The organism is Paracoccus sp. M683, assembly GCF_007096355.1.
Taxonomy (GTDB): domain Bacteria; phylum Pseudomonadota; class Alphaproteobacteria; order Rhodobacterales; family Rhodobacteraceae; genus Paracoccus.
This window is the reverse complement of the sequence record NZ_VKDF01000009.1, coordinates 1-23,313: the sequence shown is the minus strand read 5'-3', so window position 1 is coordinate 23,313 and position 23,313 is coordinate 1. Positions and strand designations below refer to the sequence as shown.

At 63.0% G+C, this 23,313-nt stretch carries 24 protein-coding genes and 1 tRNA gene; 16 read left to right on the top strand and 9 right to left on the bottom strand.

Annotation, left to right across the window (positions count from 1 at the left end; all coding sequences use genetic code 11):
- The first annotated feature begins 115 nt into the window (after positions 1-115).
- From coaBC to FNJ84_RS15675, 8 genes are all read left to right on the top strand, one after another.
- Positions 116-1,366: a bifunctional phosphopantothenoylcysteine decarboxylase/phosphopantothenate--cysteine ligase CoaBC gene (gene coaBC / locus FNJ84_RS15710; protein WP_143794255.1), complete on the top strand. Its 1,251-nt coding sequence runs from the start codon at positions 116-118 to the stop codon at positions 1,364-1,366.
- Positions 1,363-2,406, top strand: a complete 1,044-nt coding sequence (locus FNJ84_RS15705; RefSeq protein ID WP_143794254.1) for a cysteine desulfurase family protein — start codon at positions 1,363-1,365, stop codon at positions 2,404-2,406. Before coaBC ends, FNJ84_RS15705 begins: the two co-directional genes overlap by 4 nt.
- 31 nt (positions 2,407-2,437) lie before the next feature.
- Entirely contained in the window at positions 2,438-3,955 is a 1,518-nt protein-coding gene (gene sufB / locus FNJ84_RS15700; protein WP_143794253.1) for a Fe-S cluster assembly protein SufB, read from the top strand.
- Positions 3,956-4,034: 79 nt separating this feature from the next.
- Positions 4,035-4,790: a Fe-S cluster assembly ATPase SufC gene (gene sufC, locus FNJ84_RS15695; protein WP_143794343.1), complete on the top strand. Its 756-nt coding sequence runs from the start codon at positions 4,035-4,037 to the stop codon at positions 4,788-4,790.
- Entirely contained in the window at positions 4,790-6,127 is a 1,338-nt protein-coding gene (locus FNJ84_RS15690; RefSeq protein WP_143794252.1) for a SufD family Fe-S cluster assembly protein, read from the top strand. Before sufC ends, FNJ84_RS15690 begins: the two co-directional genes overlap by 1 nt.
- Positions 6,128-6,129: 2 nt before the next feature.
- Entirely contained in the window at positions 6,130-6,624 is a 495-nt protein-coding gene (locus FNJ84_RS15685; protein WP_143794251.1) for a hypothetical protein, read from the top strand.
- Entirely contained in the window at positions 6,621-7,220 is a 600-nt protein-coding gene (locus FNJ84_RS15680; RefSeq protein ID WP_143794250.1) for a YIP1 family protein, read from the top strand. Before FNJ84_RS15685 ends, FNJ84_RS15680 begins: the two co-directional genes overlap by 4 nt.
- Positions 7,217-8,428, top strand: coding sequence for a cysteine desulfurase (locus FNJ84_RS15675; protein ID WP_143794249.1), 1,212 nt, complete (start codon positions 7,217-7,219; stop codon positions 8,426-8,428). Before FNJ84_RS15680 ends, FNJ84_RS15675 begins: the two co-directional genes overlap by 4 nt.
- A 40-nt stretch (positions 8,429-8,468) precedes the next feature.
- Here the strand turns inward: FNJ84_RS15675 and FNJ84_RS15670 are convergent, their stop codons facing one another.
- Positions 8,469-9,365, bottom strand: a complete 897-nt coding sequence (locus tag FNJ84_RS15670; protein WP_143794248.1) for a LysR family transcriptional regulator — start codon at positions 9,363-9,365, stop codon at positions 8,469-8,471.
- Between the two features lie 100 nt (positions 9,366-9,465).
- On the opposite strand from FNJ84_RS15670, the gene FNJ84_RS15665 reads away from it, so the two are divergent.
- The gene (locus FNJ84_RS15665) at positions 9,466-10,449 is read left to right on the top strand and encodes an aldo/keto reductase (RefSeq protein ID WP_143794247.1); all 984 of its coding nucleotides are present in this window, start codon (positions 9,466-9,468) and stop codon (positions 10,447-10,449) included.
- Positions 10,446-10,826: a carboxymuconolactone decarboxylase family protein gene (locus FNJ84_RS15660; protein ID WP_143794246.1), complete on the top strand. Its 381-nt coding sequence runs from the start codon at positions 10,446-10,448 to the stop codon at positions 10,824-10,826. Before FNJ84_RS15665 ends, FNJ84_RS15660 begins: the two co-directional genes overlap by 4 nt.
- A gap of 84 nt (positions 10,827-10,910) precedes the next feature.
- Here the strand turns inward: FNJ84_RS15660 and FNJ84_RS15655 are convergent.
- The 6 genes from FNJ84_RS15655 to FNJ84_RS15630 form a co-directional block, all read right to left on the bottom strand.
- A tRNA-Arg gene (locus FNJ84_RS15655) sits at positions 10,911-10,987 on the bottom strand.
- A gap of 56 nt (positions 10,988-11,043) precedes the next feature.
- Positions 11,044-11,730: an ABC transporter ATP-binding protein gene (locus FNJ84_RS15650; RefSeq protein WP_143794245.1), complete on the bottom strand. Its 687-nt coding sequence runs from the start codon at positions 11,728-11,730 to the stop codon at positions 11,044-11,046.
- Positions 11,730-12,473, bottom strand: coding sequence for an ABC transporter ATP-binding protein (locus tag FNJ84_RS15645; protein ID WP_143794243.1), 744 nt, complete (start codon positions 12,471-12,473; stop codon positions 11,730-11,732). The genes FNJ84_RS15650 and FNJ84_RS15645 overlap by 1 nt, the downstream gene beginning before the upstream one ends.
- A complete protein-coding gene (locus FNJ84_RS15640; RefSeq protein ID WP_143794241.1) occupies positions 12,470-13,414 on the bottom strand; it encodes a branched-chain amino acid ABC transporter permease in 945 nt (314 codons plus the stop codon). Before FNJ84_RS15640 ends, FNJ84_RS15645 begins: the two co-directional genes overlap by 4 nt.
- Positions 13,411-14,328 (bottom strand): branched-chain amino acid ABC transporter permease, encoded by a 918-nt coding sequence (locus FNJ84_RS15635; protein WP_143794240.1) that lies wholly within the window; start codon positions 14,326-14,328, stop codon positions 13,411-13,413. The genes FNJ84_RS15640 and FNJ84_RS15635 overlap by 4 nt, the downstream gene beginning before the upstream one ends.
- 46 nt (positions 14,329-14,374) lie before the next feature.
- Positions 14,375-15,538: an ABC transporter substrate-binding protein gene (locus FNJ84_RS15630; protein ID WP_143794238.1), complete on the bottom strand. Its 1,164-nt coding sequence runs from the start codon at positions 15,536-15,538 to the stop codon at positions 14,375-14,377.
- Positions 15,539-15,770: 232 nt separating this feature from the next.
- On the opposite strand from FNJ84_RS15630, the gene FNJ84_RS15625 reads away from it, so the two are divergent.
- The 3 genes from FNJ84_RS15625 (at position 15,771) to FNJ84_RS15615 (ending at position 20,125) form a co-directional block, all read left to right on the top strand.
- Positions 15,771-16,154 carry a DUF6522 family protein gene (locus tag FNJ84_RS15625; RefSeq protein WP_255471237.1) on the top strand — a complete coding sequence of 128 codons (384 nt, stop codon included), beginning with the start codon at positions 15,771-15,773 and terminating at the stop codon, positions 16,152-16,154.
- Between the two features lie 484 nt (positions 16,155-16,638).
- Entirely contained in the window at positions 16,639-19,263 is a 2,625-nt protein-coding gene (locus FNJ84_RS15620; RefSeq protein WP_143794235.1) for a ribonuclease E/G, read from the top strand.
- 118 nt (positions 19,264-19,381) lie between these two features.
- Complete coding sequence (locus tag FNJ84_RS15615) at positions 19,382-20,125, top strand: cytochrome c biogenesis CcdA family protein (RefSeq protein WP_143794234.1); 744 nt, start codon at positions 19,382-19,384, stop codon at positions 20,123-20,125.
- A gap of 97 nt (positions 20,126-20,222) precedes the next feature.
- On the opposite strand, the gene FNJ84_RS15610 is transcribed toward FNJ84_RS15615, so the two are convergent.
- Complete coding sequence (locus FNJ84_RS15610) at positions 20,223-21,008, bottom strand: enoyl-CoA hydratase (RefSeq protein ID WP_143794232.1); 786 nt, start codon at positions 21,006-21,008, stop codon at positions 20,223-20,225.
- 56 nt (positions 21,009-21,064) lie between these two features.
- On the opposite strand from FNJ84_RS15610, the gene FNJ84_RS15605 reads away from it, so the two are divergent.
- From FNJ84_RS15605 to rpsI, 3 genes are all read left to right on the top strand, one after another.
- Complete coding sequence (locus FNJ84_RS15605; RefSeq protein ID WP_143794230.1) at positions 21,065-21,487, top strand: PaaI family thioesterase; 423 nt, start codon at positions 21,065-21,067, stop codon at positions 21,485-21,487.
- A gap of 150 nt (positions 21,488-21,637) precedes the next feature.
- Positions 21,638-22,102, top strand: a complete 465-nt coding sequence (rplM, locus tag FNJ84_RS15600) for a 50S ribosomal protein L13 (protein WP_101753476.1) — start codon at positions 21,638-21,640, stop codon at positions 22,100-22,102.
- Positions 22,103-22,104: 2 nt separating this feature from the next.
- Positions 22,105-22,602 (top strand): 30S ribosomal protein S9, encoded by a 498-nt coding sequence (rpsI, locus tag FNJ84_RS15595; RefSeq protein WP_143794229.1) that lies wholly within the window; start codon positions 22,105-22,107, stop codon positions 22,600-22,602.
- A gap of 518 nt (positions 22,603-23,120) precedes the next feature.
- On the opposite strand, the gene FNJ84_RS22235 is transcribed toward rpsI, so the two are convergent.
- On the bottom strand, positions 23,121-23,313 hold a 193-nt coding region (locus FNJ84_RS22235), incomplete at its 5' end, for a hypothetical protein (protein ID WP_221931998.1).

The window sequence follows — 23,313 nt, the reverse complement described above, 5'->3', positions numbered from 1 at the left end:
CCATTTTTTCATATTGGTTAACGGGGCGGTGTTAAGACATGGTTAACAGCGCCCGTTTCTTGCGCCGGGGGGTGCGGGCGTCTATCTGTCGGGCAGGACGGCAACGGGGGTCGCGATGGACGGCAAGCGCATTCTTCTGATCATCGGGGGCGGGATCGCGGCTTATAAGGTGCCGCTGCTGATCCGGCTGATCCGGGCCGAGGGCATGCAGGTGACCCCGGTGCTGACGCGCGCAGGGGCGCAGTTCACCACGCCGATGACGGTATCGGTGCTGGCGGGCGAGGCAGTGCATGACGATCTGTTCGACATTTCGAACGAGGCCGAGATCGGGCATATCTCGCTGACGCGGAACGCCGATCTGGTGGTTGTGGCACCGGCGACGGCCGACATGATGGCCAAGATGGCCAATGGTCTGGCCGATGATCTGGCCTCGACGCTGCTTTTGGCGTCGAACAAGAAGGTGTTGATCGCGCCGGCCATGAATGTGCGGATGTGGAACCACCCTGCGACGCAACGCAATCTGGCCATGCTGCGGGATGATGGCATCCTGACGGTCGGGCCGGATCGCGGAGAGATGGCCTGCGGCGAATTCGGCGCGGGCCGGATGGCCGAACCCGAGGTGATCATGGATGCGATCCGCGATGCGTTGGGCGGCGCACCCGCGTTGGGTTCGGGGCTGCTGAAACTGCTGCCGGAAAACAAGGTCGTGTCCGGGCCGCTGTCGGGACGGCATGTGATCGTGACCTCTGGCCCTACGCACGAGCCGATCGACCCGGTGCGCTATATCGCGAATCGCAGCAGTGGGGCCCAGGGGGCAGCGATTGCCGCAGCGCTGCGTGATCTGGGCGCACGGGTCAGCTTTGTCACCGGCCCGGCCACGGTGCCGCCGCCCGAGGGGGTGGACGTGGTTGGGGTCGAAACCGCCCGGCAGATGCGCGACGCGGTGCAGGCCGCGCTGCCCGCCGATGCTGCCGTGATGGCGGCGGCGGTGGCGGATTGGCGGGTGGACAATGCCAGCCCGTCCAAGATCAAGAAGGACGGTTCGGGCAATCTGCCGGTGCTGAGCTTCAAGGAAAACCCCGATATCCTGGCCTGGGTCAGCCAGTTGACCGAGGGTCGCCCGCGTCTGGTCGTGGGCTTTGCGGCCGAAACCAATGACGTGATCGCCAATGCCACCGCCAAAAGGGCGCGCAAGGGCAGTGACTGGATCGTGGCCAATGATGTCAGCCCGGCGACCGGGATCATGGGCGGCACGGAAAACGCCGTCACCGTGATCCGCGCGGATGGCGCGACCGAATGGCCGCGCATGGCCAAGGATGCCGTGGCGCGGCGGCTGGCGGATGAAATCGCGACGGCGCTGGCATGACCCGGCACTATCTTGACTGGAACGCCACCACGCCGTTGCGCCCCGAGGTGAAGGCGGCGATGGTCGAGGCGATGGAGATCGCGGGTAATCCGTCATCCGTCCACAGCGAGGGGCGGGCGGCCAAGATGCTGCTGGAGCGCGCGCGCGAGGATCTGGCGGCGGCATTGGGGGCCGAGGGCGCGGATGTGATCTTTACCTCGGGCACGACCGAGGCGGCAGCGATGGTCCTGCCGGGGCGCGGCATTCATTGCGCGCCGGCCGAACACAGCGCCATCAAGGTCTGGTGCGATCAGGATCTGGCGGTCGATCAAGACGGTATCATCGCGGTGCCCGACCCGGCGCAGGCGACCTTGCAACTGGCCAATAACGAGACCGGCGTGATGCAGGATCTGCCGCAGGGGCTGGGCAGCAGCGACCTGACGCAGGCTTTTGGCAAGGTGCCCTTCGCCTTCAACTGGCTGGGCGTCACGGCGGGTTTCGTCAGCGCACATAAGCTGGGCGGTCCCAAGGGCGTTGGCGCGCTGATCCTGCGCAAGGGCACCGAGATCGAGGCCCTGATTCGTGGCGGCGGGCAGGAACAGGGGCGCCGTGCCGGGACCGAGAACCTGATCGGCATCGCCGGTTTCGCCGCCGCCGCCAAAGCCGCGCAGCGCGAGCTGGACGATGGCACCTGGGACCGCGTGGCCCAGCTGCGCGACGGGCTGGAGGCGCGGATGCAGGCTGCCGCACCCGGCGCAATGATCGCAGGGAAGGGCGCGCGGCGCTTGCCCAACACCTCTTGCGTTCTTACATCGGGCTGGAAGGGTGAAACGCAGGTCATGCAGATGGATCTGGCGGGCTTTGCGATTTCTGCGGGGTCGGCTTGTTCATCGGGCAAGGTGCGCGCCAGTGGCGTCTTGCAGGCGATGGGCTATTCGGATAGCGACGCGGCCTCGGCCATTCGCGTTTCCCTTGGGCCCGCCACCACGGCGGATGAGGTGATTCGCTTTGCGGATGCGTGGGAAAAGGCGTATCTGCGGTGGCGCGAACGGAACGGCTGACTGAAACGGTCGGCACGAGGAAGGGCGAAAGATGAGCGAGAGCGATCTTGAGGTGCGCGAGGGCGTCGACCGGGAAACTGTCGAGACCGTGCAGAACATGGGCAGCTATAAATATGGCTGGGACACCGAGATCGAGATGGAATACGCCCCCAAGGGCGTGAACGAAGATATCGTCCGCCTGATCTCGAAAAAGAATGACGAACCGGAATGGATGACCGAATGGCGCCTGGCGGCGTTCCGGCGCTGGCAGGGCATGGTCGAGCCGAAATGGGCGATGCTGAACTATCCTGAGATCGACTATCAGGACATCTATTACTATGCCCGCCCGAAAAGCATGGAGGTAAAGCCCAAGTCGCTGGACGAGGTCGATCCCAAGCTGCTGGCCACCTATGAAAAGCTGGGCATCCCGCTGAAGGAACAGATGATCCTTGCCGGCGTCGAGGGCGCTGATGGCGCGCCGGCCGAGGGCCGCAAGGTGGCCGTAGATGCTGTTTTCGACAGCGTTTCGGTTGGCACCACCTTCAAGGATGAATTGGCCAAGGCCGGGGTCATCTTCTGTTCGATCAGCGAGGCGATTCGCGAACATCCCGAGCTGGTGAAGAAATATCTCGGCAGTGTCGTGCCGCAATCGGACAATTATTTCGCCACGCTGAACAGCGCGGTGTTTTCCGATGGCAGCTTTGTCTATGTGCCGCCGAACACGCGCTGCCCGATGGAATTGTCGACCTATTTCCGCATGAACGCCGAGAATACCGGCCAGTTCGAACGCACGCTGATCATCGCCGACAAGGGCAGCTATGTCAGCTATCTGGAAGGTTGCACCGCGCCCAAGCGCGACACCAACCAGCTCCATGCCGCCGTGGTGGAAATCGTCATTCTGGAAGATGCCGAGGTCAAATATTCGACCGTGCAGAACTGGTTCCCCGGCGACGAGGAAGGCAAGGGCGGCATCTATAACTTCGTGACCAAGCGCGCCGATTGCCGCGAGGCACGGGCCAAGGTGATGTGGACGCAGGTTGAAACCGGCAGTGCGATCACCTGGAAATACCCGTCCTGCATCCTGCGCGGCGATGAAAGCAGCGGCGAGTTCTACTCGATCGCCATCGCCAACAACATGCAGCAGGCCGATACCGGCACCAAGATGATCCATCTGGGCAAGAACTCGCGCTCGCGGATCGTGTCCAAGGGGATTTCGGCGGGCCGCGCGCAGAACACCTATCGCGGGCTGGTCTCGATGCATCCGCGCGCCACGAACAGCCGCAACTATACCCAATGCGACAGCCTGCTGATCGGTGATCAATGCGGCGCCCATACGGTGCCCTATATCGAGGTCAAGAATACCAGCAGCCGCGTGGAACATGAGGCCACGACCAGCAAGGTCGATGATGACCAGCTGTTCTATTGCCGCAGTCGCGGGATGGACGAGGAACAGGCCGTGGCGGTGATCGTCAACGGTTTCGTCCGCGAGGTGTTGCAGGCGCTGCCGATGGAATTTGCCATGGAGGCGCAGTCGCTGGTCGCGATCAGCCTTGAGGGCTCGGTCGGGTAATGGATTTGCGGCGCCGCCTGGCGGGGCCTGATGGATATGCTGCGGCCCCTGTGTCGCGCCGAAGATGATGGGACGAATGATGCTGAAAATCGACAACCTGCACGTCAAGCTTGAAGACGAGGACAAGCAGATCCTGAAGGGTCTGTCGCTGGAGGTACCCGCCGGCGAGGTCCATGCGATCATGGGGCCGAACGGCTCGGGCAAATCGACGCTGTCCTATGTGCTGTCGGGGCGTGATGGTTACGAAGTGACGGAAGGCGGCGCCAGCCTGGATGGCGAGGATCTGCTGGAGATGGAGCCAGAGGAACGCGCCGCCGCCGGTCTGTTCCTGGCCTTCCAGTATCCGGTCGAGATCCCCGGCGTGGGCAACATGACCTTCCTGCGCACGGCGCTGAACGCGCAGCGCAAGGCCCGCGGCCTGGACGAGATGTCCTCGGGCGATTTCCTGAAGCTGGTGCGTGAAAAGGCCAAGGCGCTGAAGATCGACGCCGACATGCTGAAGCGCCCGGTCAATGTGGGTTTCTCGGGTGGCGAGAAAAAGCGCAACGAGATCCTGCAAATGGCCATGCTTGAACCGCGCATGTGCATCATGGATGAAACCGATAGCGGTCTGGACGTCGATGCGATGCGGCTGGTTGCCGATGGCGTCAATGCACTGCGCAGCCCCGATCGCAGCTTTCTGGTGATCACCCATTACCAGCGTCTGCTGGACCACATCCAGCCGGATGTGGTGCATATCATGGCCGATGGCCGTATCGTTCGGACCGGCGGCCCGGAACTGGCGCTGGAAGTCGAGAAGAACGGCTATGGCGATCTGCTGGCGGAGGCTGATTGATGGCCGAAGCAGCTGTTCAGACCAAGGACGTGACGGCGCCCGCGGCAGGCGCCAGATCCGTCGACGCGCTGGCCGCAAGGCTGGATGCGCTGGCGGTGCCCAAGGGCGGCTTCACCGCCGCCGCCCGCGCCGATGCTCTGGCCCGGTTGCAGGCCATGGGCCTGCCGGGGCCGCGCGACGAATACTGGCGCTATACTGACCCCAAGGCTTTCAACGCGCCTGTCCCGCAGCCGATTCCGATCGAGGAAAAGGCCCCGGATTCGCCCCTGTTCACGGATCTGGATCGCATCGTTCTGGTCTTTGTCGATGGGCAGTTCATCGCGCAGGAATCGACTGATCTTGCGGGTCAGGGGCTGGAAATCGACATTCTGTCCGCGGCGGATCAGGGTGCGGATCATTGGGCGGCCGACCTTTATGGCGTGCTGGAAACGGCGGGTCAGAACCCGGTCAAACGGCCCTTTGCGGCGTTGAACACCGTGGCCGCCACGGATGGCGTGCTGATCCGCGTGACCGGCAAGGCTGAAAAGCCGGTTCATATCCTGCATCGTCGCGGCAGCGCCGATGCCGACGTGACCTGGCATCACGTCATCCGGCTGGAAGAGGGCGCGGAGCTGACCTTGCTGGAAACCGGCATGGTTGGCGCGCGCAGCAACGGCATGATCGAGGCCGATCTGGCCGCCGGCGCCAAGCTGCATCACATCGCGGCCAAGCGTGCGGGGCATCAGAAGCTGGGTTTCTCGGCGATCTTTGCCCGCGTGGCGACCGAGGCGCAGTTCAAAAGCTTTACCCTGTCGGTCAACGGCACGCTGATGCGGCATGAGGGCGTGATCGAGTTCGTAGGCGATGACGCGGTGGCCCATATCGCCGCCGCCGTGCTGGGCGACGGCGCCAAGGGGCCGTTCCATCACGACGATACGGTCTTTGTCACCCACGGGGCCGAGCGCTGTGAAAGCCGCCAGGTCTTCAAGAAGGTGCTGAAGAACGGCGCCAAGGGCGTGTTCCAGGGCAAGATTCTGGTGAAACCCGGCGCGCAGAAAACCGACGGCTATCAGATCAGCCAGGCCTTGCTGCTGGACGAGGACAGTCAGTTCCTGGCCAAGCCGGAACTGGAAATCTATGCCGACGACGTGGTGTGCAGCCACGGCTCGACCACGGGGGCGCTGGATGAAACGGCGCTGTTCTACCTGCGCTCGCGTGGGGTGCCCAGGGATCGGGCCATCGTGCTGCTGGTGCTGTCCTTCCTTGCCGACGCCCTGGAAGAGGTCGAGGACGAGGCGCTGCGCGGCCAGATCAATGACCGGCTGGAAGCATGGCTGACGCGGCGGGCCAAGATCTGACCATGGCTGGGGTGCCTGGCGGTATCCTGCCGCGAGTGATCCAAAGCTGGTGGGCCCCGCGCCGGGTGGTGCGGGGGCTGGCCGACATGCCTGACCGGGCGCTGATCGCGGTGCTGATGGCGGCGATGCTGATTTTTCTGATCGCGCAGGCGCCCGCCCATGCCCGTGCGGCGGCGCTGGACCCCTCGATCCCGCTGGAGGCGCGGATTGGCGGGGCTGTCATGGCGGTGATGTTCCTGATGCCGGTGATTGCCTATGGCGTGGCGGCGCTGGTTTCGGCCTTGTCGCGGCTGACCCGATGGCGGCTGGATGCGCGACATTCGCGGCTGGCGCTGTTCTGGGCGCTGCTGGCGGTGGCCCCTGCGATGCTGCTGGCCGGGCTGGTCGGCGGCCTGATCGGGCCGGGTCCGGCGCTGATGCTGGCGCAGGCGGTGGCAGGCATCGGCTTTCTCGTGATATGGGGCGCAGGTATCGTGGCACTTGCAAGGGCGGCATGAACGAGTTTGATCTGAAATCGCTGGTGGGGCTGACTCTTCGCAGTCCGATGACTGCGGGGCGGGTGATTCTGGCGGCCAATCTGCCTGTCCCCGCGCGTTGGGCCTCGGCCGTTGTGATCGTGGCGCTGGCTGGCATTCTGGCCTGGATCGCGCTGTCGATGCTACCGGTGCCGGTGGGTGATGACGCATCAGTCCCGCTTGCATGGATCGGGTCGCAGCCGCTGCTGCGGTCGGGCCTGCAATTGCTTGCCGTGGTGCTGACGGCCGGGCTGATGGCCGGCGTAGGGCGCATGTTCGGCGGCCAGGGCTGGTTCGAGGACGCGCTGATCCTGACCGTCTGGGTCGAGGCGATGCTGCTGATCATCCAACTGGTGCAGGTCCTGACCTTGCCTCTGGCCCCGCAGCTTTCCGCCATGCTCAGCTTTGTCTCGATCGGACTTTTCTTCCATCTGACCGTGCAGTTCACCAAGGTGCTGCATGGCTTTCACAGCGGCTGGAAGGTGCTGCTGGCGATGATCGGAACCATGTTGGTGTTTGGGTTCCTGCTGTCCTTCATTGCCGCCGCCTTCGGTCTTTTGCCCGAGGTGCCCGCATGAGCTTTGATCTGGACAAGGTCCGCGCTGATTTCCCTATCCTGTCGCGGCAGGTGAATGGCCGCCCGCTGGTCTATCTGGACAATGGCGCCAGCGCGCAGAAGCCCCGGCAGGTGATCGACGCGATCACCCGCGCCTATGAGGGCGAATATGCCAATGTCCACCGTGGCCTGCATTTCCTGTCGAATCTGGCGACCGACAATTACGAACGGGTCCGCGCCATCATCGCGAAATTCCTGCATGCCCCGCGCGAGGATGAGATCATCTTTACCTCGGGCGCGACCGAGGGGATCAATCTGGTCAGCTATGGCTGGGCCGCGCCGAACCTGAAGCCGGGGGACGAGATCGTTCTGTCGGTGCTGGAACATCACGCCAATATCGTGCCCTGGAATTTCCTGCGCGAGCGTCAGGGCGTGGTGCTGAAATGGGTCGAGCCTGAAGCAGATGGCAGCCTGCCCCCCGAAAAGGTGCTGGCCGCTGTTGGCCCGAAAACCCGGCTGATCGCCGTGACGCATATGTCGAACGTGACCGGCACCGTCGTCGACGTGGCCGCCATCGCCGCCGGGACCGATGTGCCGGTGCTGGTCGATGGCTCGCAGGCGGCAGTGCATATGCCCGTGAATCTGATGGCCCTTGGCGTCGATTTCTATTGCATCACCGGGCACAAGCTTTACGGCCCCTCGGGTTCTGGCGCGATCTGGATTGCGCGGGATCGTCAGCTGGAAATGCGCCCCTTCATGGGCGGCGGTGACATGATCAAGACGGTCACGCAGGATGCTGTCACCTATGCCGACCCACCGCTGAAATTCGAGGCGGGCACGCCGGGCATCGTCAACCAGATCGGCCTTGGCGCGGCGCTGGAATACCTGATGGATATCGGGATGGACAATATCGCGGCCCATGAACGCGTGCTTCGCGACCGGGCGCGTGACAAGTTGCGCGCGCTGAACTGGTTGCAGGTGCAGGGCGATGCGCCGGACAAGGGTGCGATCTTTTCCATGACGATGGAAGGGGCCCATGCGCATGACATCTCGACCATCCTCGACAAGCGCGGCATCGCGATCCGCGCCGGCAGCCATTGCGCCATGCCGCTGATGGAGTTCTTCGGCATCAATGCCAGCGCGCGGGCATCCTTCGCGATGTATAACACCGAAGCCGAGGTTGATGCACTGATCGACGGGCTGATCTTCTGCCGCGAGCTGTTCGGCTAGGCATCGGCACAGGCCCGCCAAAAATGACGATCCGCCGGATCTAGGCGGATGTCGCCCCCGGCTGTTCCAGATCGGCCCGCGCATTCAGAATCAGCTCGGCCAGGAAACTTGCGACGACACGGACCCTGCGCGACTGCGCAAGGTCGGTGTGAAGCGCCAGCCAGATTTCCTGGTCGATGCCAAGGCTGTGCTGCAAACAGTCCAGACCATGCGCGCGCCCAAGGAAATGCGGCAGGACGGCCAGCCCAAGCCCCGCCTTCGCGGCGGAAAGCTGGGCGCCAAGCGTGGTCGTTGTCAGGGCCGGGGCGCGATCGCGCCGCATCCGCTCGATCCACTGTGCGGCAGGCAGGTGGGTAAACGCCTCTGACCAGGCGATGAACCGGTCGGCCTTGAACCGGGCGCTTTCCGCGCGATGACGGGCATAGTCCGGTGATGCATAAAGCCCGTATCCAAGGGTCCCCAACCGCCGGATCGTGACATTGCCGCGTTCGGGTTTGACCATTCTGATCGCAAGATCGGCATCCCGGCGATGCAGATTTACGGTCTGGACATCGGTTACGATTTCCAGCGTCAGTTCGGGGAAAGCCCGTGCCAGCTGTGGCAGAGCGGGGATGATGATATGGTCAGCCAGCATCTCGGCGGTTGCCAGTCTGACGCGCCCCGAAATTTCAGTCTGCGCGGCGGATCCTTCGGCAAAGGCATTGGCGGCCTGTTCGAAGGCCTCGGCCCGGTCCAGCAGTGCGGATCCATCATCGGTCAGGCGATAGCCGTTCTGATGTCGGCTGAACAGCACCAGTCCAAGCGCGTTTTCCAACCGCCCGATCTGGCGCGACACGGTCGCGATGCCCATCCCCAGGCTGGCCGCCGCGCCGCTAAGCGATCCGCTGCGGGCGATTGCCAGAAAAACGCGCGCGTCGTCCCAACGCAGGCGATTCATTCAATGGTTTCCATTTTCGGAAAACTGATTGCAGATATTCGCCATTTTCTTCATCGAAACAGAAAAGCATCTTTGCCCCTGCCAAACAAGGAGCAAGGCAATGCAACATCGAAAACTTGGCCCCGACCTGTCGGTTTCCGCCATCGGCCTTGGCTGCATGGGCATGAGCGAGTTCTACGGCCCGCGTGACGATCAGGAATCGCTGGCAGTGCTGGGGCGTGTCGTCGATCTGGGCATCGACTTTCTGGACACCGCCGACATGTATGGCCCGCATCACAACGAAACGCTGATCGGTCGTTTCCTTGCCGAAAGCGGTGCCCGACCGAAAATCGCGACTAAGTTCGGGATTGTCCGCAAGCCGGGTGAATATGCGCGCAGCATCGACAACAGCACCGAATATATGCGCCGCGCCTGCGAAGCCTCGCTGAGGCGGCTGGGGGTCGAGCAGATCGACCTGTATTATGTGCACCGTATCGACCGCGACCATCCCATCGAGCAGACGATGGAGGGGCTGGCCGCGCTGAAGCGCGAGGGCAAGATCGGCCATATCGGTCTGTGCGAGGTCAGCGCCGAGACGCTGCGGCGCGCCCATGCCGTGCATCCGGTGACCGCGGTGCAGACCGAATATTCACTGTGGACCCGCGATGTAGAGGCGGACATCCTGCCAACCTGCCGGGCCTTGGGGATCGGATTCGTCCCCTATTCGCCACTGGGGCGTGGGTTCCTGACGGGGCGGTTTCAGGCCGGTGCGACGTTCGACGCCGGTGATTTTCGCGCGAACCTGCCACGCTTTGCCCCGGATAACGCGGCGACCAATGACGCGCTTGTCGATGTGTTGCGTGCGATCGCGGCGGCGAAGGGCTGCACTCCTGCGCAAGTCGCCTTGGCGTGGCTGCTGGGAAAGGGTGACGACATCGTCCCGATTCCCGGAACCAAGCGACTGAAATATCTGGAAGAAAATATCTCTGCCGCGTCGATCAAGCTGAACCTGGAAGAGAACGCGACGCTGGAACGTGCACTTTCGCGGCTGCCTGTCGCCGGCGATCGTTACACCGCCGAGGGCATGAAAGGATTGAACGCATGACACCGGATCGCCGCGCAAAGGCCCTTGATCTGCTTGGCCGTCTGGATCCTGCCGCCCCGCATCGCGTCGCCGCGAATCTTGACGCATTGTCCGATGATTTCCTTGAAATCATTCTGGGGTTCTCGTTCGCGGATGTCGTGTCACGCCCCGGACTGGATCTGCGGACGCGGGAAATGCTGACCGTATCGGCGCTGACGGCGATGGGCACCGCCCCCGCCCAGTTAGAGTTTCATATGCGCGCGGCGTTGCATGTCGGTGTTACCCGCGAAGAAATCACCGAGATCCTTCTTCAGATTGCGGTCTATGCCGGCGTCCCGGCTTGCATGAACGGCATCGCCGCCGCCAAGATGGCATTCGCGACAGCCCCCGCAGCATAGCCCATTTGCTTATCCCGGTCGCGCAGGTCGGCCGCCAATGGAGCCGAGCCCGTAGACTGCATTTGTCAGTGATCGGTGAGGTATTGGCGCACCCGAGAGGATTCGAACCTCTGACCTCTGCCTTCGGAGGGCAGCGCTCTATCCAGCTGAGCTACGGGTGCCGCGCAGGCCTCAATAACCGGGCTTGGTCCGGGGTGCAACGGGTAATACAAGCCGGTCAGACATGCAGGTAACGCTCTTTCACCTCGGCAGAGGCCACCATTTCGGCGTTGTCGCCTGTCCAGACCACGCGCCCCTTCTCGATCACCACATGGCGGTCGGCCAGGCGGGTCAGCGCGTCGATGTTCTTGTCGACGATCAGAATCGCCTCGCCTTCGGCCTTCAGGGCGGCGAGGCAGGCCCAGATCTCGTCGCGGATCAGGGGGGCAAGCCCCTCGGTCGCCTCGTCCAGGACGATCAGGCGCGGGTTTGTCATCAGCGCCCGGCCGATGGCCAGCATCTGCTGTTCGCCACCCGATAGCTGGTTGCCCATGTGGCCGGTGCGTTCCCCAAGGCGGGGAAACAGCGTCAGCACACGGTCCAGCGTCCAGGCGCCGGGGCGGGCGGTGGCGATCAGGTTTTCGCGCACGTCCAGCGTCGGAAAGATCTGCCGCCCCTCGGGCACCAGGCCCAGCCCGGCCAGCGCGATCCGGTGCGGCGGCGCGTTGGTCAGGTCGGCCCCGCCCACGCTGACCCGGCCGCTGCGCGCGGGCAACAGGCCGAAGATGGTGCTGATCGTGGTGGTCTTGCCCATGCCGTTGCGGCCCAGCAGGGTCACGACCTCGCCGGGTGCAACGGCCAGGTCGATCCCGTGCAACACTGCGCTTTCGCCGTAACCTGCCTGCAAACCCTCGACCAACAGCATCAGGCGTCCTCGCCCAGATAGGCGGCGCGCACTTGCAGATCGGCGCGAATCGCGTCGGGTGCGCCGGTGGCAATCACCCGGCCATAGACCAGCACGCTGATCCGGTCCGCCAGCGCAAAGACCGCGTCCATGTCATGTTCGATCAACAGCACCGTCACCTCGCCCTTCAGGCTGGCGATCACCTGAACCAGCCGTTCGGCCTCGGACCCCGAGGTGCCGGCAAGCGGCTCGTCCAGCAGCAGCAGCCGGGGCTGGGTCGCTAGGGCAATCGCCAGTTCCAGCTGCCGTTTTTCGCCATGGCTCAGCGATCCGGCGCGCTGCGCCGCGCGATCCTGCAAGCCAACGCGGGTCAGCGCGGCAATGGCGGATGTGTTCAAGCCCGCCTCGGCGGCGACCGGGGCAAAAAAGCGGAAGCTGCTGCCGGATCGAGCCTGAACCGCAGCTGAAACATTTTCCAGAACCGAAAAGCCCGGCAGGATCGAGGTGATCTGGAAGCTGCGCGACAACCCGCGTCTGGCGCGCTGCGGCATCCGCATTTCGGTGATGTCCGCGCCATCGAAGATCACCCGCCCGCTGTCACTGCGCAACTGGCCTGACAGTTGCGAGATCAGTGTCGTCTTGCCGGCGCCGTTGGGGCCGATGATGGCATGCAGCTCGCCGGGCTCGACCGACAGGCTGACATCGTCTGTGACCTTCAGCGCGCCATAGCTTTTGCGCAGATTCTGCACAGTAAGAAGGCTCATTTTCCGCCTCCGATCCGCCGGATCAGGCCACTGATGCCATCGCGAGAGGCAAGGACGACGATCACCAGGAACAGGCCAAAGAACAGTGGCCAGTGTTCCGACATGCGTGACAGCCACTCCTCTAGCAGCAGGGCGATGACGGCGCCACCGACCGCGCCGATCAGGTTGCCGATGCCGCCCAGCACCACCATCACGATCAACTCGCCCGAGCGGTGCCAGTTCATCAGCGCGGGTGACACGAATTCGGTCTGGTTGGCCAGCATCACCCCCGCCACCGAGGCGATGCAGCCCGAGATGACATAGGCCGTCAGTTGATAGGGAAAGGGCGAAAAGCCGATGGCCTGCATGCGCAGCGGGTTTTCGCGGGTGCCTGTCAGGACGCGGCCAAAGCGCGACCCGGTGATGCGCAGGGCCAGCAGATAGGCGGCGATCAGCAGAGCCAGCGTGGCATAGAACAGGGTGGTATCGTTTTCCAGCAGCGGCTGGCCCAGCAGCGTTGATCGCGCAGCCAGCGTAACGCCGTCATCGCCGCCATAAGCCGACAGCGAGACGAAGAAGAAATAGGCCATCTGCGCAAAGGCCAGGGTAATCATGATGAAATAGACCCCGCGCGTGCGCAGCGAGATGGCCCCGGTGATCAGCGCAAAAGGGGTCGCCATCGCAATGCCGCCCAGCAGATGCAGGCCCAGATCGGTGATGCCGGCCCGCGACAGCATGGCCACCGAATAGGCCCCAAGGCCCAGATAAGCGGCATGACCAAAGCTGACCATGCCGCCATAACCAAGGATCAGGTCCAGCGCCAATGCGGCGATGGCGAAGGCAAGGATACGGGTGGCGACGACGATCAGGAAACTGTCGCCCAGAACCTGCGCCAGCAACGGCAGAATCGCGAAGCTGCCAAAGACCACCAGTGCCGCGATGTTTCGGATGCGTGGGTTCATGTGCGTTGCCCGAACAGGCCGGCCGGCCGCAACGCCAGGATGACGGCCATCAGGATATAGACCAGCATCGGCGCCAGAACACGCCCCGCTTGCGCGGCGGCGGCAGGATCCATCACCGCTTTCAGGGCGATGGGGCCAAAGATGCGCCCGACCGTATCGACGATACCCACAATCAATGCACCGGCAAAGGCCCCCTTGATCGAACCGATGCCGCCAATGACGATCACCACGAAGGCCAGGATCAGCACGCTTTCGCCCATGCCCGGATCGACCGCAAGGATCGGCGCGACCATCGCTCCTGCAAATCCGGCCAGCATGGCGCCAAAGGCGAAGATCATGGTGAACAGCCGCCGCACGTCGATGCCAAGCGCCGACAGCATGGCGCGGTTGCTGGCGCCGGCGCGCAGTTGCATGCCGATGCGGGTGCGGCTGATCACGAACCACAGGCCCAAGGCTGTCAGCAAACCCGCGGCAATGATCGCCAGCCGGAACACCGGATAGCGCAGCGGCCCAAGCAGCGGGACCGATCCCGACAGGATCTGCGGTATCGGGACGGTCAGGGGGGCGGCCCCCCAGATGATCTCGACCGCTTCGCTGATGATCATGACCAGTCCAAAGGTCGCCAGCACCTGATCCAGATGGCTGCGATCATAGAGGTGTCGAAAGACCAGAAATTCCAGCACCAGACCCACGGCGAGCGTCGCGGGCAGGGTCAGCAGCAGGCCCAGTCCATAGCTGCCGGTCATCGCGGCGAAGGTCACCACCAGATAGGCGCCGACCATATAGATCACGCCATGGGCGAGGTTCACGAAATCCATGATCCCGAAAACCAGCGTCAGCCCGGCTGCGATCAGAAACAGCAGCACGCCGAATTGCAGCCCGTTCAAGAGTTGCAGCAGGAAAAGATTGGTCATGTCGGCTCGTGCGAAAAGGGCGCGGAATGACCCGCGCCCCGTTGGCTTAGTTCATCTGGCATTCGGCGACGTAATTGTCGGCATAATCCTGAAAGATCGGTTTCACGATCGAGGTGGCGAACTGGCCATCATCGCGCTTGACCACCTCGGCCAGATAGAAATCCTGCACCGGGAAATGGTTCGCGCCAAAGGCGAAATCGCCACGGACCGAGGCGAACTGCGCGCCCTCCAGTGCCGCAATCAGCGCATCCTTGTCGCCAATCCCGCCTGCTGCGCGCACGGCCGCGTCGATCAGCCGGGCCGCGTCATAGCCATGGGCGGCATAGCTGGCCGGAACCTTGCCGAATTTTTCCTCGAAGGCGGTGACAAAGGCCGTGTTTTCTGGCGTGTCCAGGTCGGGCGCCCAGTTGGTGCCCGAAAAGAACCCGACGGCCGCGTCCTGCTGGGCCGGCAATGTGGATTCGTCGACAGTAAAGGCGGACAGGAACGGAATGCTTTCCAGACCAGCCTGACGGTACTGCTTGACCAGGTTCACACCCATGCCGCCGGGCATGAAGGCAAAGACGGCATCGGGCTGCATCGCTGCGATCTGCGCCAGCTCGGCCGAGAAATCCAGCTGGCCAAGCTGGGTGAACACCTCGCCCGCGACGCCGCCATCATAGCTGTGCTTGAACCCTGCCAGACTGTCCTTGCCCGCCTGATAGTTCGGCGCGATCAGGAACACGTTGTCATAGCCCTGTTCCTTGGCATAGGCGCCCATCACCTCGTGGTTCTGGTCGTTCTGATAGCTGACCGAGAAGAAGGCCTTGTTGCATTCCGCCCCGGCCAGGTTCGACGGCCCGGCATTGGGGCTGATCAGGATCGCGCCGGCATCGGTCACAGGTTTCACGATGGCGCCGGCGATGTTCGAGAAGATCGGGCCGATGACGATGTCTGCGCCATCACGCTCGACCAGTTCACGGGCCTTGTTCGCGGCGATGTCGGGCTTTTGTTCGTCATCGGCGATGATGATCTCGGTCTTCATGCCACCGATTTCGCCAATCTCGTCGGCCGCCAGCTGAAAGCCGTCGCGGGCCATTTCGCCCAGCACCGCGGCGGGGCCGGACAGGGTCAGCAATACCCCGATCGTCAGCGTGTCATCGTCCTGCGCGGCGGCCGGACCGGCAAGAATGGTCGAGGCGGCAAGCAGGGTCAGGATCTTGCGGGTCATGTCGGGTCAACCTTCCTGTTATGGGCACACCCTTGGCGGGGCATTTGGCCGTTCATCGGCGCATTGACACTAACAGGCACCGAGCGCGGTCCGCGAGTCAAGAAAATTGTTTCAGGCTTAAAACATATCGGGCAACTTCGGGATCCGGGCCGGGGGGGGGGGGGCGCCATCGCCGGCGCGGTGCCGGACATCTTGCGAGAGGCTGCCTTGAACCGCTAGGATCGCGGGATAAATGTCTGGCGGGACAGGCCGCCGGACCAAGCGAACGATCATCCGAGATGCGCAGTTTTCCCCGTTCCCGACGAATTTCACCCTCTGGGCGGTGCCGATGAAGATCGACCGCAGGGATGGGCGCATTGTCGTCGATGCCGCCGAACTGGCGCCGTTGCTGGCGCTGGAGCCGGCAGAGTTTCAGCGCCAGATGCGCGCCGGCCAGATCTCGACCATGTCGGAAGAAGGGCAGGGTGCGGACCAGGGCCGCTTTCGCGTCACCTTCCGATCGGCTGAATGGCGGCTGCGCCTGACCTGTGCACCCGATGGCACAGTGCTTAGCCATATCCGCACGGCGCAGACGCCTGGCGCCGCCCTGCGCAGGCAGGACGAAAGCCCCCGATAGGCGGTAAGGCGCTGCCGTGGCCATGGGCATCTGCCCGGCAAGGTGGCGATTGGGGGCCTATCGTCGGGGCGAGGATGATTTATCCATTGAATTTTCCCCGGTTGAGCCACTATGTTGATCATACGCATTGCATCAACCGCAACCGATGGTTGTGCATTGCACATAGTTTCGCAGCGTGGTGCCGCTGAATTCGCCCATGGATGGGCGGCATGCACCACGCGGAAAACCCTCGTCCCCAGTTGCGGTTCGGCCGTGCGGGGGCGGTATTCGCAAGCTGCGTCGCCATTAACGGCGATCTGGCCAACACAGGTAACGAACGCGATGGAACGCGCTTTGGGCAGGGCAAGGGTGACAGGGTGGGCCGCAAGGCTGGCCGCGCCATCTGCCCCGCCCGGCAGCGCGCCCGCGTCCCCATCATATCGCAGCCGCATCTTGTCCGGGCCACCTGGTTCCGCGCATCTGCGCCTGCGCGAAAGATTTATTCATGGCAAAGAAGATGCTGATAGACGCGACCCATGCCGAGGAAACTCGGGTTGTGGTCAGCGATGGAACCAAGGTTGAAGAATTTGATTTCGAGACCGTAAACAAGCGGCAACTGGCCGGAAACATCTATCTGGCAAAGGTCACGCGGGTCGAACCCTCGTTGCAGGCGGCCTTTGTGGATTATGGCGGCAATCGCCACGGTTTCCTGGCCTTCGCCGAGATTCACCCCGATTACTACCAGATCCCGGCGGCTGACCGCGAAGCGCTGCTGACGGAAGAACGGGCCTATGCCGAAGCCCAGGCCGCCGAGGAATCGGGCAAGTCCAAGTCACGGCGTCGTGGCGGGCGGTCACGGGCTGAAACCGTCAAGACGGCGGATGAGATTGTCAGCTCGGATCAGATCGCCGGGATGGATGTGATCGACCCCGAGGAAGCCGATACCCTGCTGGAAAGCGAATCGGCAAGCGATGTCGATGACGATACTGCCGAGGCGCAGGCTGCGGTTGAGTTTGATCGCAGCGAAGGTGATGCCCTGCCGGGTGATTCTGTCGCCGAGGATGCGGCCGAGGCCCAGCCCAGCAGCGCCAGCGACAAGGACAGCGACATCGAATCGGTCGCCGAAGAGGACGTGACTGAGGAAATCCGCGCCCCGCGCAAGCCGCGTCAGCGCCGCTACAAGATTCAGGAAGTGATCAAGGTCCGGCAGATCATGCTGGTCCAGGTGGTCAAGGAAGAACGTGGCAACAAGGGCGCTGCGCTGACGACCTATCTGTCGCTGGCCGGCCGTTACTGCGTTCTGATGCCGAACACCGCGCGCGGTGGCGGGATCAGCCGCAAGATCACCAATGCCGCTGACCGCAAGAAGCTGAAGGATATCGCATCCGAACTGGCCGTTCCGACCGGCGCGGGCCTGATCATCCGCACCGCGGGCAGCCAGCGCACCAAGACCGAGATCCGCCGCGACTATGAATATCTGATGCGGCTGTGGGAACAGATCCGCGAGTTGACCTTCAAGTCCATCGCGCCGGCACCGATCTATGAGGAAGGCGACCTGATCAAGCGGTCCATCCGCGATCTTTACAGCAAAGAGATCGACGAGGTTCTGGTCGAGGGCGAGCGTGGCTATCGCACGGCCAAGGACTTCATGAAGATGATCATGCCGTCCCACGCCAAGAACGTGAAGCATTACAACGACCCGATGCCGCTGTTCGCGCGTTTCCAGGTCGAAAGCTATCTGGGCGGGATGTTCAACCCGACAGTGCAGCTGAAATCGGGCGGATATATCGTCATCGGGGTGACCGAGGCGCTGGTCGCCATCGACGTGAACTCGGGCCGGGCCACCAAGGAAGGCAGCATCGAGGACACGGCAACCAAGACCAATCTTGAAGCTTCCGACGAGATTGCGCGGCAGTTGCGTCTGCGTGACCTGGCCGGTCTGATCGTCATCGACTTCATCGACATGGAAGAGCGTAAGAACAACGCCGCCGTCGAGAAGCGCCTGAAGGATCGGCTGAAGACCGACCGCGCCCGCATCCAGGTGGGCAAGATCAGCGGCTTCGGCCTGATGGAGATGAGCCGCCAGCGCCTGCGCCCCGGCATGCTGGAATCCACCACCCAGCCCTGCGCGCATTGTCATGGCACGGGCCTGATCCGGTCCGATGACAGCCTGGCATTGACCATCCTGCGCGCGGTCGAGGAAGAGGGAACGCGCAAGCGCACGCGCGAGATTCTGATCAAGGCGCCGGTCGCGGTGACCAATTTCCTGATGAACGGCAAGCGCGAACATATTGCGATGATCGAGGCGCGCTTTGGTATGTCGGTGCGGGTCGAGGCGGACCCCACGTTGATCTCGCCCGACTACTCGCTGGAAAAGTTCAAGACGGCGACCCGCAATGTGCCGGAAGTCGAGACCCCCGTGGTTTCGGCTAGCGCGCAGCTGATGGCGCAGATCGACGATGCCGATGATCTTGTCGAGGATGAAGACGAGACCGAAACCACGGTCGAGGTTCGCGGCGAGGCGCGTGACAGCGATGGCGAGGGCGAGGACGGTCAGGGCCGGTCCAAGCGCCGCCGCCGCCGCCGGCGGAGGAAGCCGGGCGACCGCGCCGAAAGCGACATGGCCGCCGGTGATGACGGGCAGGGCGATAACGATGCCCCGGTCGAGGATGAGGTGACCGTTGACGCCGAGGCCGCACCTTCTGGTGACGATGCTGGAGGTGATGCGCCCGAGGCCGACGCGACCGAGCCTGCGAAAAAGCCGCGCAAGCCGCGCTCGCGCTCGCGCCGCAAGGCCGATGCAAAGGAACAGCCGGCCGGGGATGAGGTGGTTCAGGCCGAGGCCCCTGCCGAGGTCGTCGAGAATGTCGAGGCGGTTGAAGCCGAGCCGGTTGCAGACGAGCCGGCCGAGGTCCCGGCGGATGAGGTGGTCGAGACCGAAACCACCGAGGTTGCTGTGGATGCTGCCATTGCGGCCGTCGCGCCCGAGGCGCGGGCCGAGGAGATCCCGGCGCCTGCGGTGATCGAGGTTCCGGTGCTGGAACAGCGCAAACCCGAACCCGTCACCACGGTCGAATCGGAAAAGCCGGCCCGCCCCAAGCGGCGAGGCTGGTGGTCTTTGGGCCGCTGATCCGAGTGATTTCCCGCCCCGGCACAGCATTGCTTTGCCGGGGCTTTTTCTTGCGCCCCACGCAGCTGTGACAGGGTGACGCCTTTCCGTTTTCGCACAGGGCGTTACAGTGCCGGTCATGTTGGGAATCGAACTTGTCGACGCTGCCTTTCTTCCTGCCGCCCTTGTTGCGATGCTGGCGGGCCTGCTGTCTTTTTTGTCGCCTTGCGTGCTGCCGATCGTGCCGCCCTATCTGGCTTACATGACAGGGGTGAATGTCGGCGGCCTGAAATCGGGCGAGCGCAGCCCCGTCTGGCCGGCGCTTATGTTCGTTCTGGGCCTGTCGGTTGTTTTCCTGGTGATGGGATTCGCCGCATCGGCCTTTGGTCGGGCCTTCCTGCAATATCAGGACTGGCTGGCGCGCATTGCTGGCGTCGTCGTTATCGTCATGGGGCTGCATTTTCTGCATGTGATCCGCATTCCCTTCCTTGATCAGGAAGCGCGTCTGGAGGCGGGTGAGCAGGGCGGCTCGGCCTTTGGCGCCTTTGTCATGGGGCTGGCTTTTGCATTTGGCTGGACCCCCTGCATCGGGCCTCAGCTGGGGATGATCCTGTCGCTGGCCGCAACCGGGGGCGAGATGGGGCGCGGCACCGCTTTGCTGGGCGTCTATGCCTTGGGCCTGGGAATTCCGTTCCTGCTGTCGGCGATCTTCATCACCCGCTCGATCGGACTGATGAACCGGATCAAGCCCTATCTCGGCATGATCGAGCGGGGCATGGGTATCTTCCTGGTCGTCGTCGGAGTCATGTTGCTGACCGGGGCTTTTGCCGCCTTTTCCTATTGGCTGCTTGAGACCTTCCCGGTTCTGGGGCGCATGGGCTGAAGCGCAGGACCGGGGCGCCGCCCGTCGCCGGCGGGGTCTTGAACCTGTGGCGACCCAACCGGCGACCCGGAATATTGGAACAGGGCTGATCCGGTGATCAGGACCAGTTGGGTTTTCGCTTTTCCAGAAAGGCCGAAATGCCTTCGTCCGTATCGGGCAGCATCATATTTGCGCACATGGTTCCGCCGGCGCTGTCATAGGCATCTGCCAGACCAAGGCGCAGTTGTTGGTGGAAGGCGCGTTTGCCCATGCGCACCGCTGCCGGCAGTTTGCTGGCGATAAGCTGCGCCATCTGCATCGCTGTTTCGGCCAGCGCGTCGGCGGGGACGACGCGATTGATCAGGCCAAGTTCACGGGCGCGGTCGGCGTCGATGAATTCGCCTGTCGTCAGCATTTCGAACGCGGCCTTGGCAGGAACGGCGCGTGTCAGCGCCACCATCGGGGTAGAGCAGAACAGCCCGATATTGACGCCATTGACGCCAAAGCGCGTGCCCTCGGCCGCGACGGCCAGATCGCAGCTGGCGACCAGTTGGCAACCGGCCGCGGTGGCAATGCCCTGCACCTGCGCGATGACGGGCTGGGGCAGGGCGGGGATCTGCTGCATCATGCGGGCGCAGGCGTCGAAAAGGGCTTCATAGGCGGCGCTGCCGCCATCCGCATCGTCGCGTGCGGCCTGCATCTGGCGCAGGTCATGGCCGGCCGAGAAGGCCTTGCCCTCGGCCGCCAGGATCACGGCGCGGATATTGTCATCCGCCGCGATCCGGTCGAAGGCATCCGAAAGATCGGCAATCATCTGGACCGAAAGGGCATTGAAATTCTGCGGGCTGTTCAATGTCAGATGCGCCACATGGCCGGTGTCGTTGCGTAAGATGCGCTGGTTCATCTTGAAATCCCCTCTGCCTGCCGGAACTGTAGGCCGGATCGCCAAAGGGGGGAAGCATGGCATTGGCAATGGATGCAGCGGCGCTGAATGCGTTTCTGGCAAATGACTTCGAGCAGGTAGCGCCTGATTTCGTGATCGACTCGGTCGCCGAGGATGTGCTGATCGCGCGCCTGAAGGTGAAGGATGGCCATCTGCGCCCCGGCGGCACGGTCAGCGGGCCCTCGATGTTCGGGCTGGCGGATCTGGCGATCTATACGGCGATTCTGTCCCATATCGGGCCGGTGGCATTGGCCGTGACCACGAATGCCAGCATCGACTTCATGCATAAGCCCGAGGCCGGGCGCGATCTGCTGGCGCATTGCCGGCTGCTGAAGTTGGGTCGGGTCCTGGCCGTGGGCGAAGCGATGATCTTTTCCGAAGGAAAGGACCAGCCGGTGGCGCGCTGTTCGATGACCTACTCGATTCCGCCGAAACGCTAGGGTTTTCGGGTGCAATTTTGGGGTATTTTAATACCTATTTTTTAAGATATTGAAATACAACAAAAAATATACAATCGCGCTGCTTGACGGGTGGCTTGCGATCCCCGATATAGCCGCATCTCGGATTTACCCCCACCAAAGGGACGCAAGATGAAAACCTATACCGCTAAACCGGCGGAGATCGAGAAGAAATGGATCCTGATCGACGCCGAGGGCGTGGTTCTGGGCCGTCTCGCCACGATCGTCGCCAACCGGCTGCGCGGCAAGCACAAGCCGACCTTCACGCCGCACATGGACATGGGCGACAATGTCATCATCATCAACGCCGACAAGGTGCAGATGACCGGCAACAAGCGTGATGACAAGAAATACTACTGGCATACCGGCCATCCGGGCGGCATCAAGCACCGCACCGCGCGCCAGGTTCTGGAAGGTGCGCACCCCGAGCGCGTCGTGACCAAAGCAGTCGAGCGCATGATCAGCCGCAACAAGCTGGGCAAGCAGCAGATGACCAATCTGCGCGTCTATGCCGGTGCCGAGCACCCGCATGAGGCACAGCAGCCCGAAGTTCTGGACGTGAAGGTCCTGAACGCCAAGAACACCCGGAGCGCGTGATTATGGCTGAAGATATCAAATCTCTCGACGACCTGAAATCGGCCGTTTCGGGCAATGCGGCCTTGGCCGAAGCGCCTTCGGCTGCTGTCATTCGCGAAGCGAAGCGCGACAATCTGGGCCGGTCCTATGCAACCGGCAAGCGCAAGGATGCGGTTGCCCGCGTCTGGGTCAAGCCGGGCTCCGGCAAGGTTGTCGTGAACGGAAAGGACATGAGCGAATATTTCGCGCGTCCGGTGCTGCAAATGATTCTGCGTCAGCCCTTCGAGGTTGCCGGCGTCAGCGGTCAGTATGACGTCCAAGCCACCGTCAAGGGCGGCGGGCTTTCGGGTCAGGCCGGCGCGGTCAAGCATGGTATCAGCCAGGCGCTGCAACTGCACGAACCCAGCCTGCGCGCCGCGCTGAAGGCTGCGGGCTTCCTGACCCGCGACAGCCGGGTTGTTGAACGGAAGAAATACGGCAAGGCCAAGGCCCGCCGCAGCTTCCAGTTCTCGAAGCGCTAAGATCAGAAACGCGGCCTCCGGGCCGCGTTTTTCATTTCTGGGCCCCTGCTTCATGTCGAGACCGGGCGATCCTGCCCCTGCTGACCGGTTGTTGGGCTGCTCATCGCCCCGACTTGCCAAATCGCCAGCCCGCGCCAGTTACTTCTGACTGGCTATCAAAAATGGCCCACTCAGCTGGGGCGTTTCATTGGTCAACATGAGCATGGCAGCAAGAAGCGCATAGGCGACCGATTCCCCCGCAAACACATTCGACAAGATGCGCATCTCGCGCGGCTTGGAAGAAATCTGTCACATCGTCGTCGTGATTCTGTGCGATTCTCTCGCCAGGAAACTGCGATGCCGCAGAGGCGACATTTTTTGGCTGGAATAACGACGATAATTCAATAGCTTGCAAAATTAATGCGCCGAGATGCAATTTTCCGGTTGCAGCCTCCGGCGGCCGGACCTAAACACCGCCTCACCGAAACGGCGACGCCGGATCGGACGGGCCTCGGAAGGTCGCCTGAAGAAAGTTGAGATTACCTCTTGACGATCATCGGATGGGTGGCTAGATAGGGTTCCTGCTTCGGAGACGAGGTGGAAAAATCTGGGAACTTGGACGGCTTGACGGCGCCAAAGGTTATGGCGCGGTTTGGTTGTTTTTGTTTCCACTGCTTTTTGACATTGATGGTATATCTGAAGAGATATGCGGGCGGTCTGGTCGTTAATCGA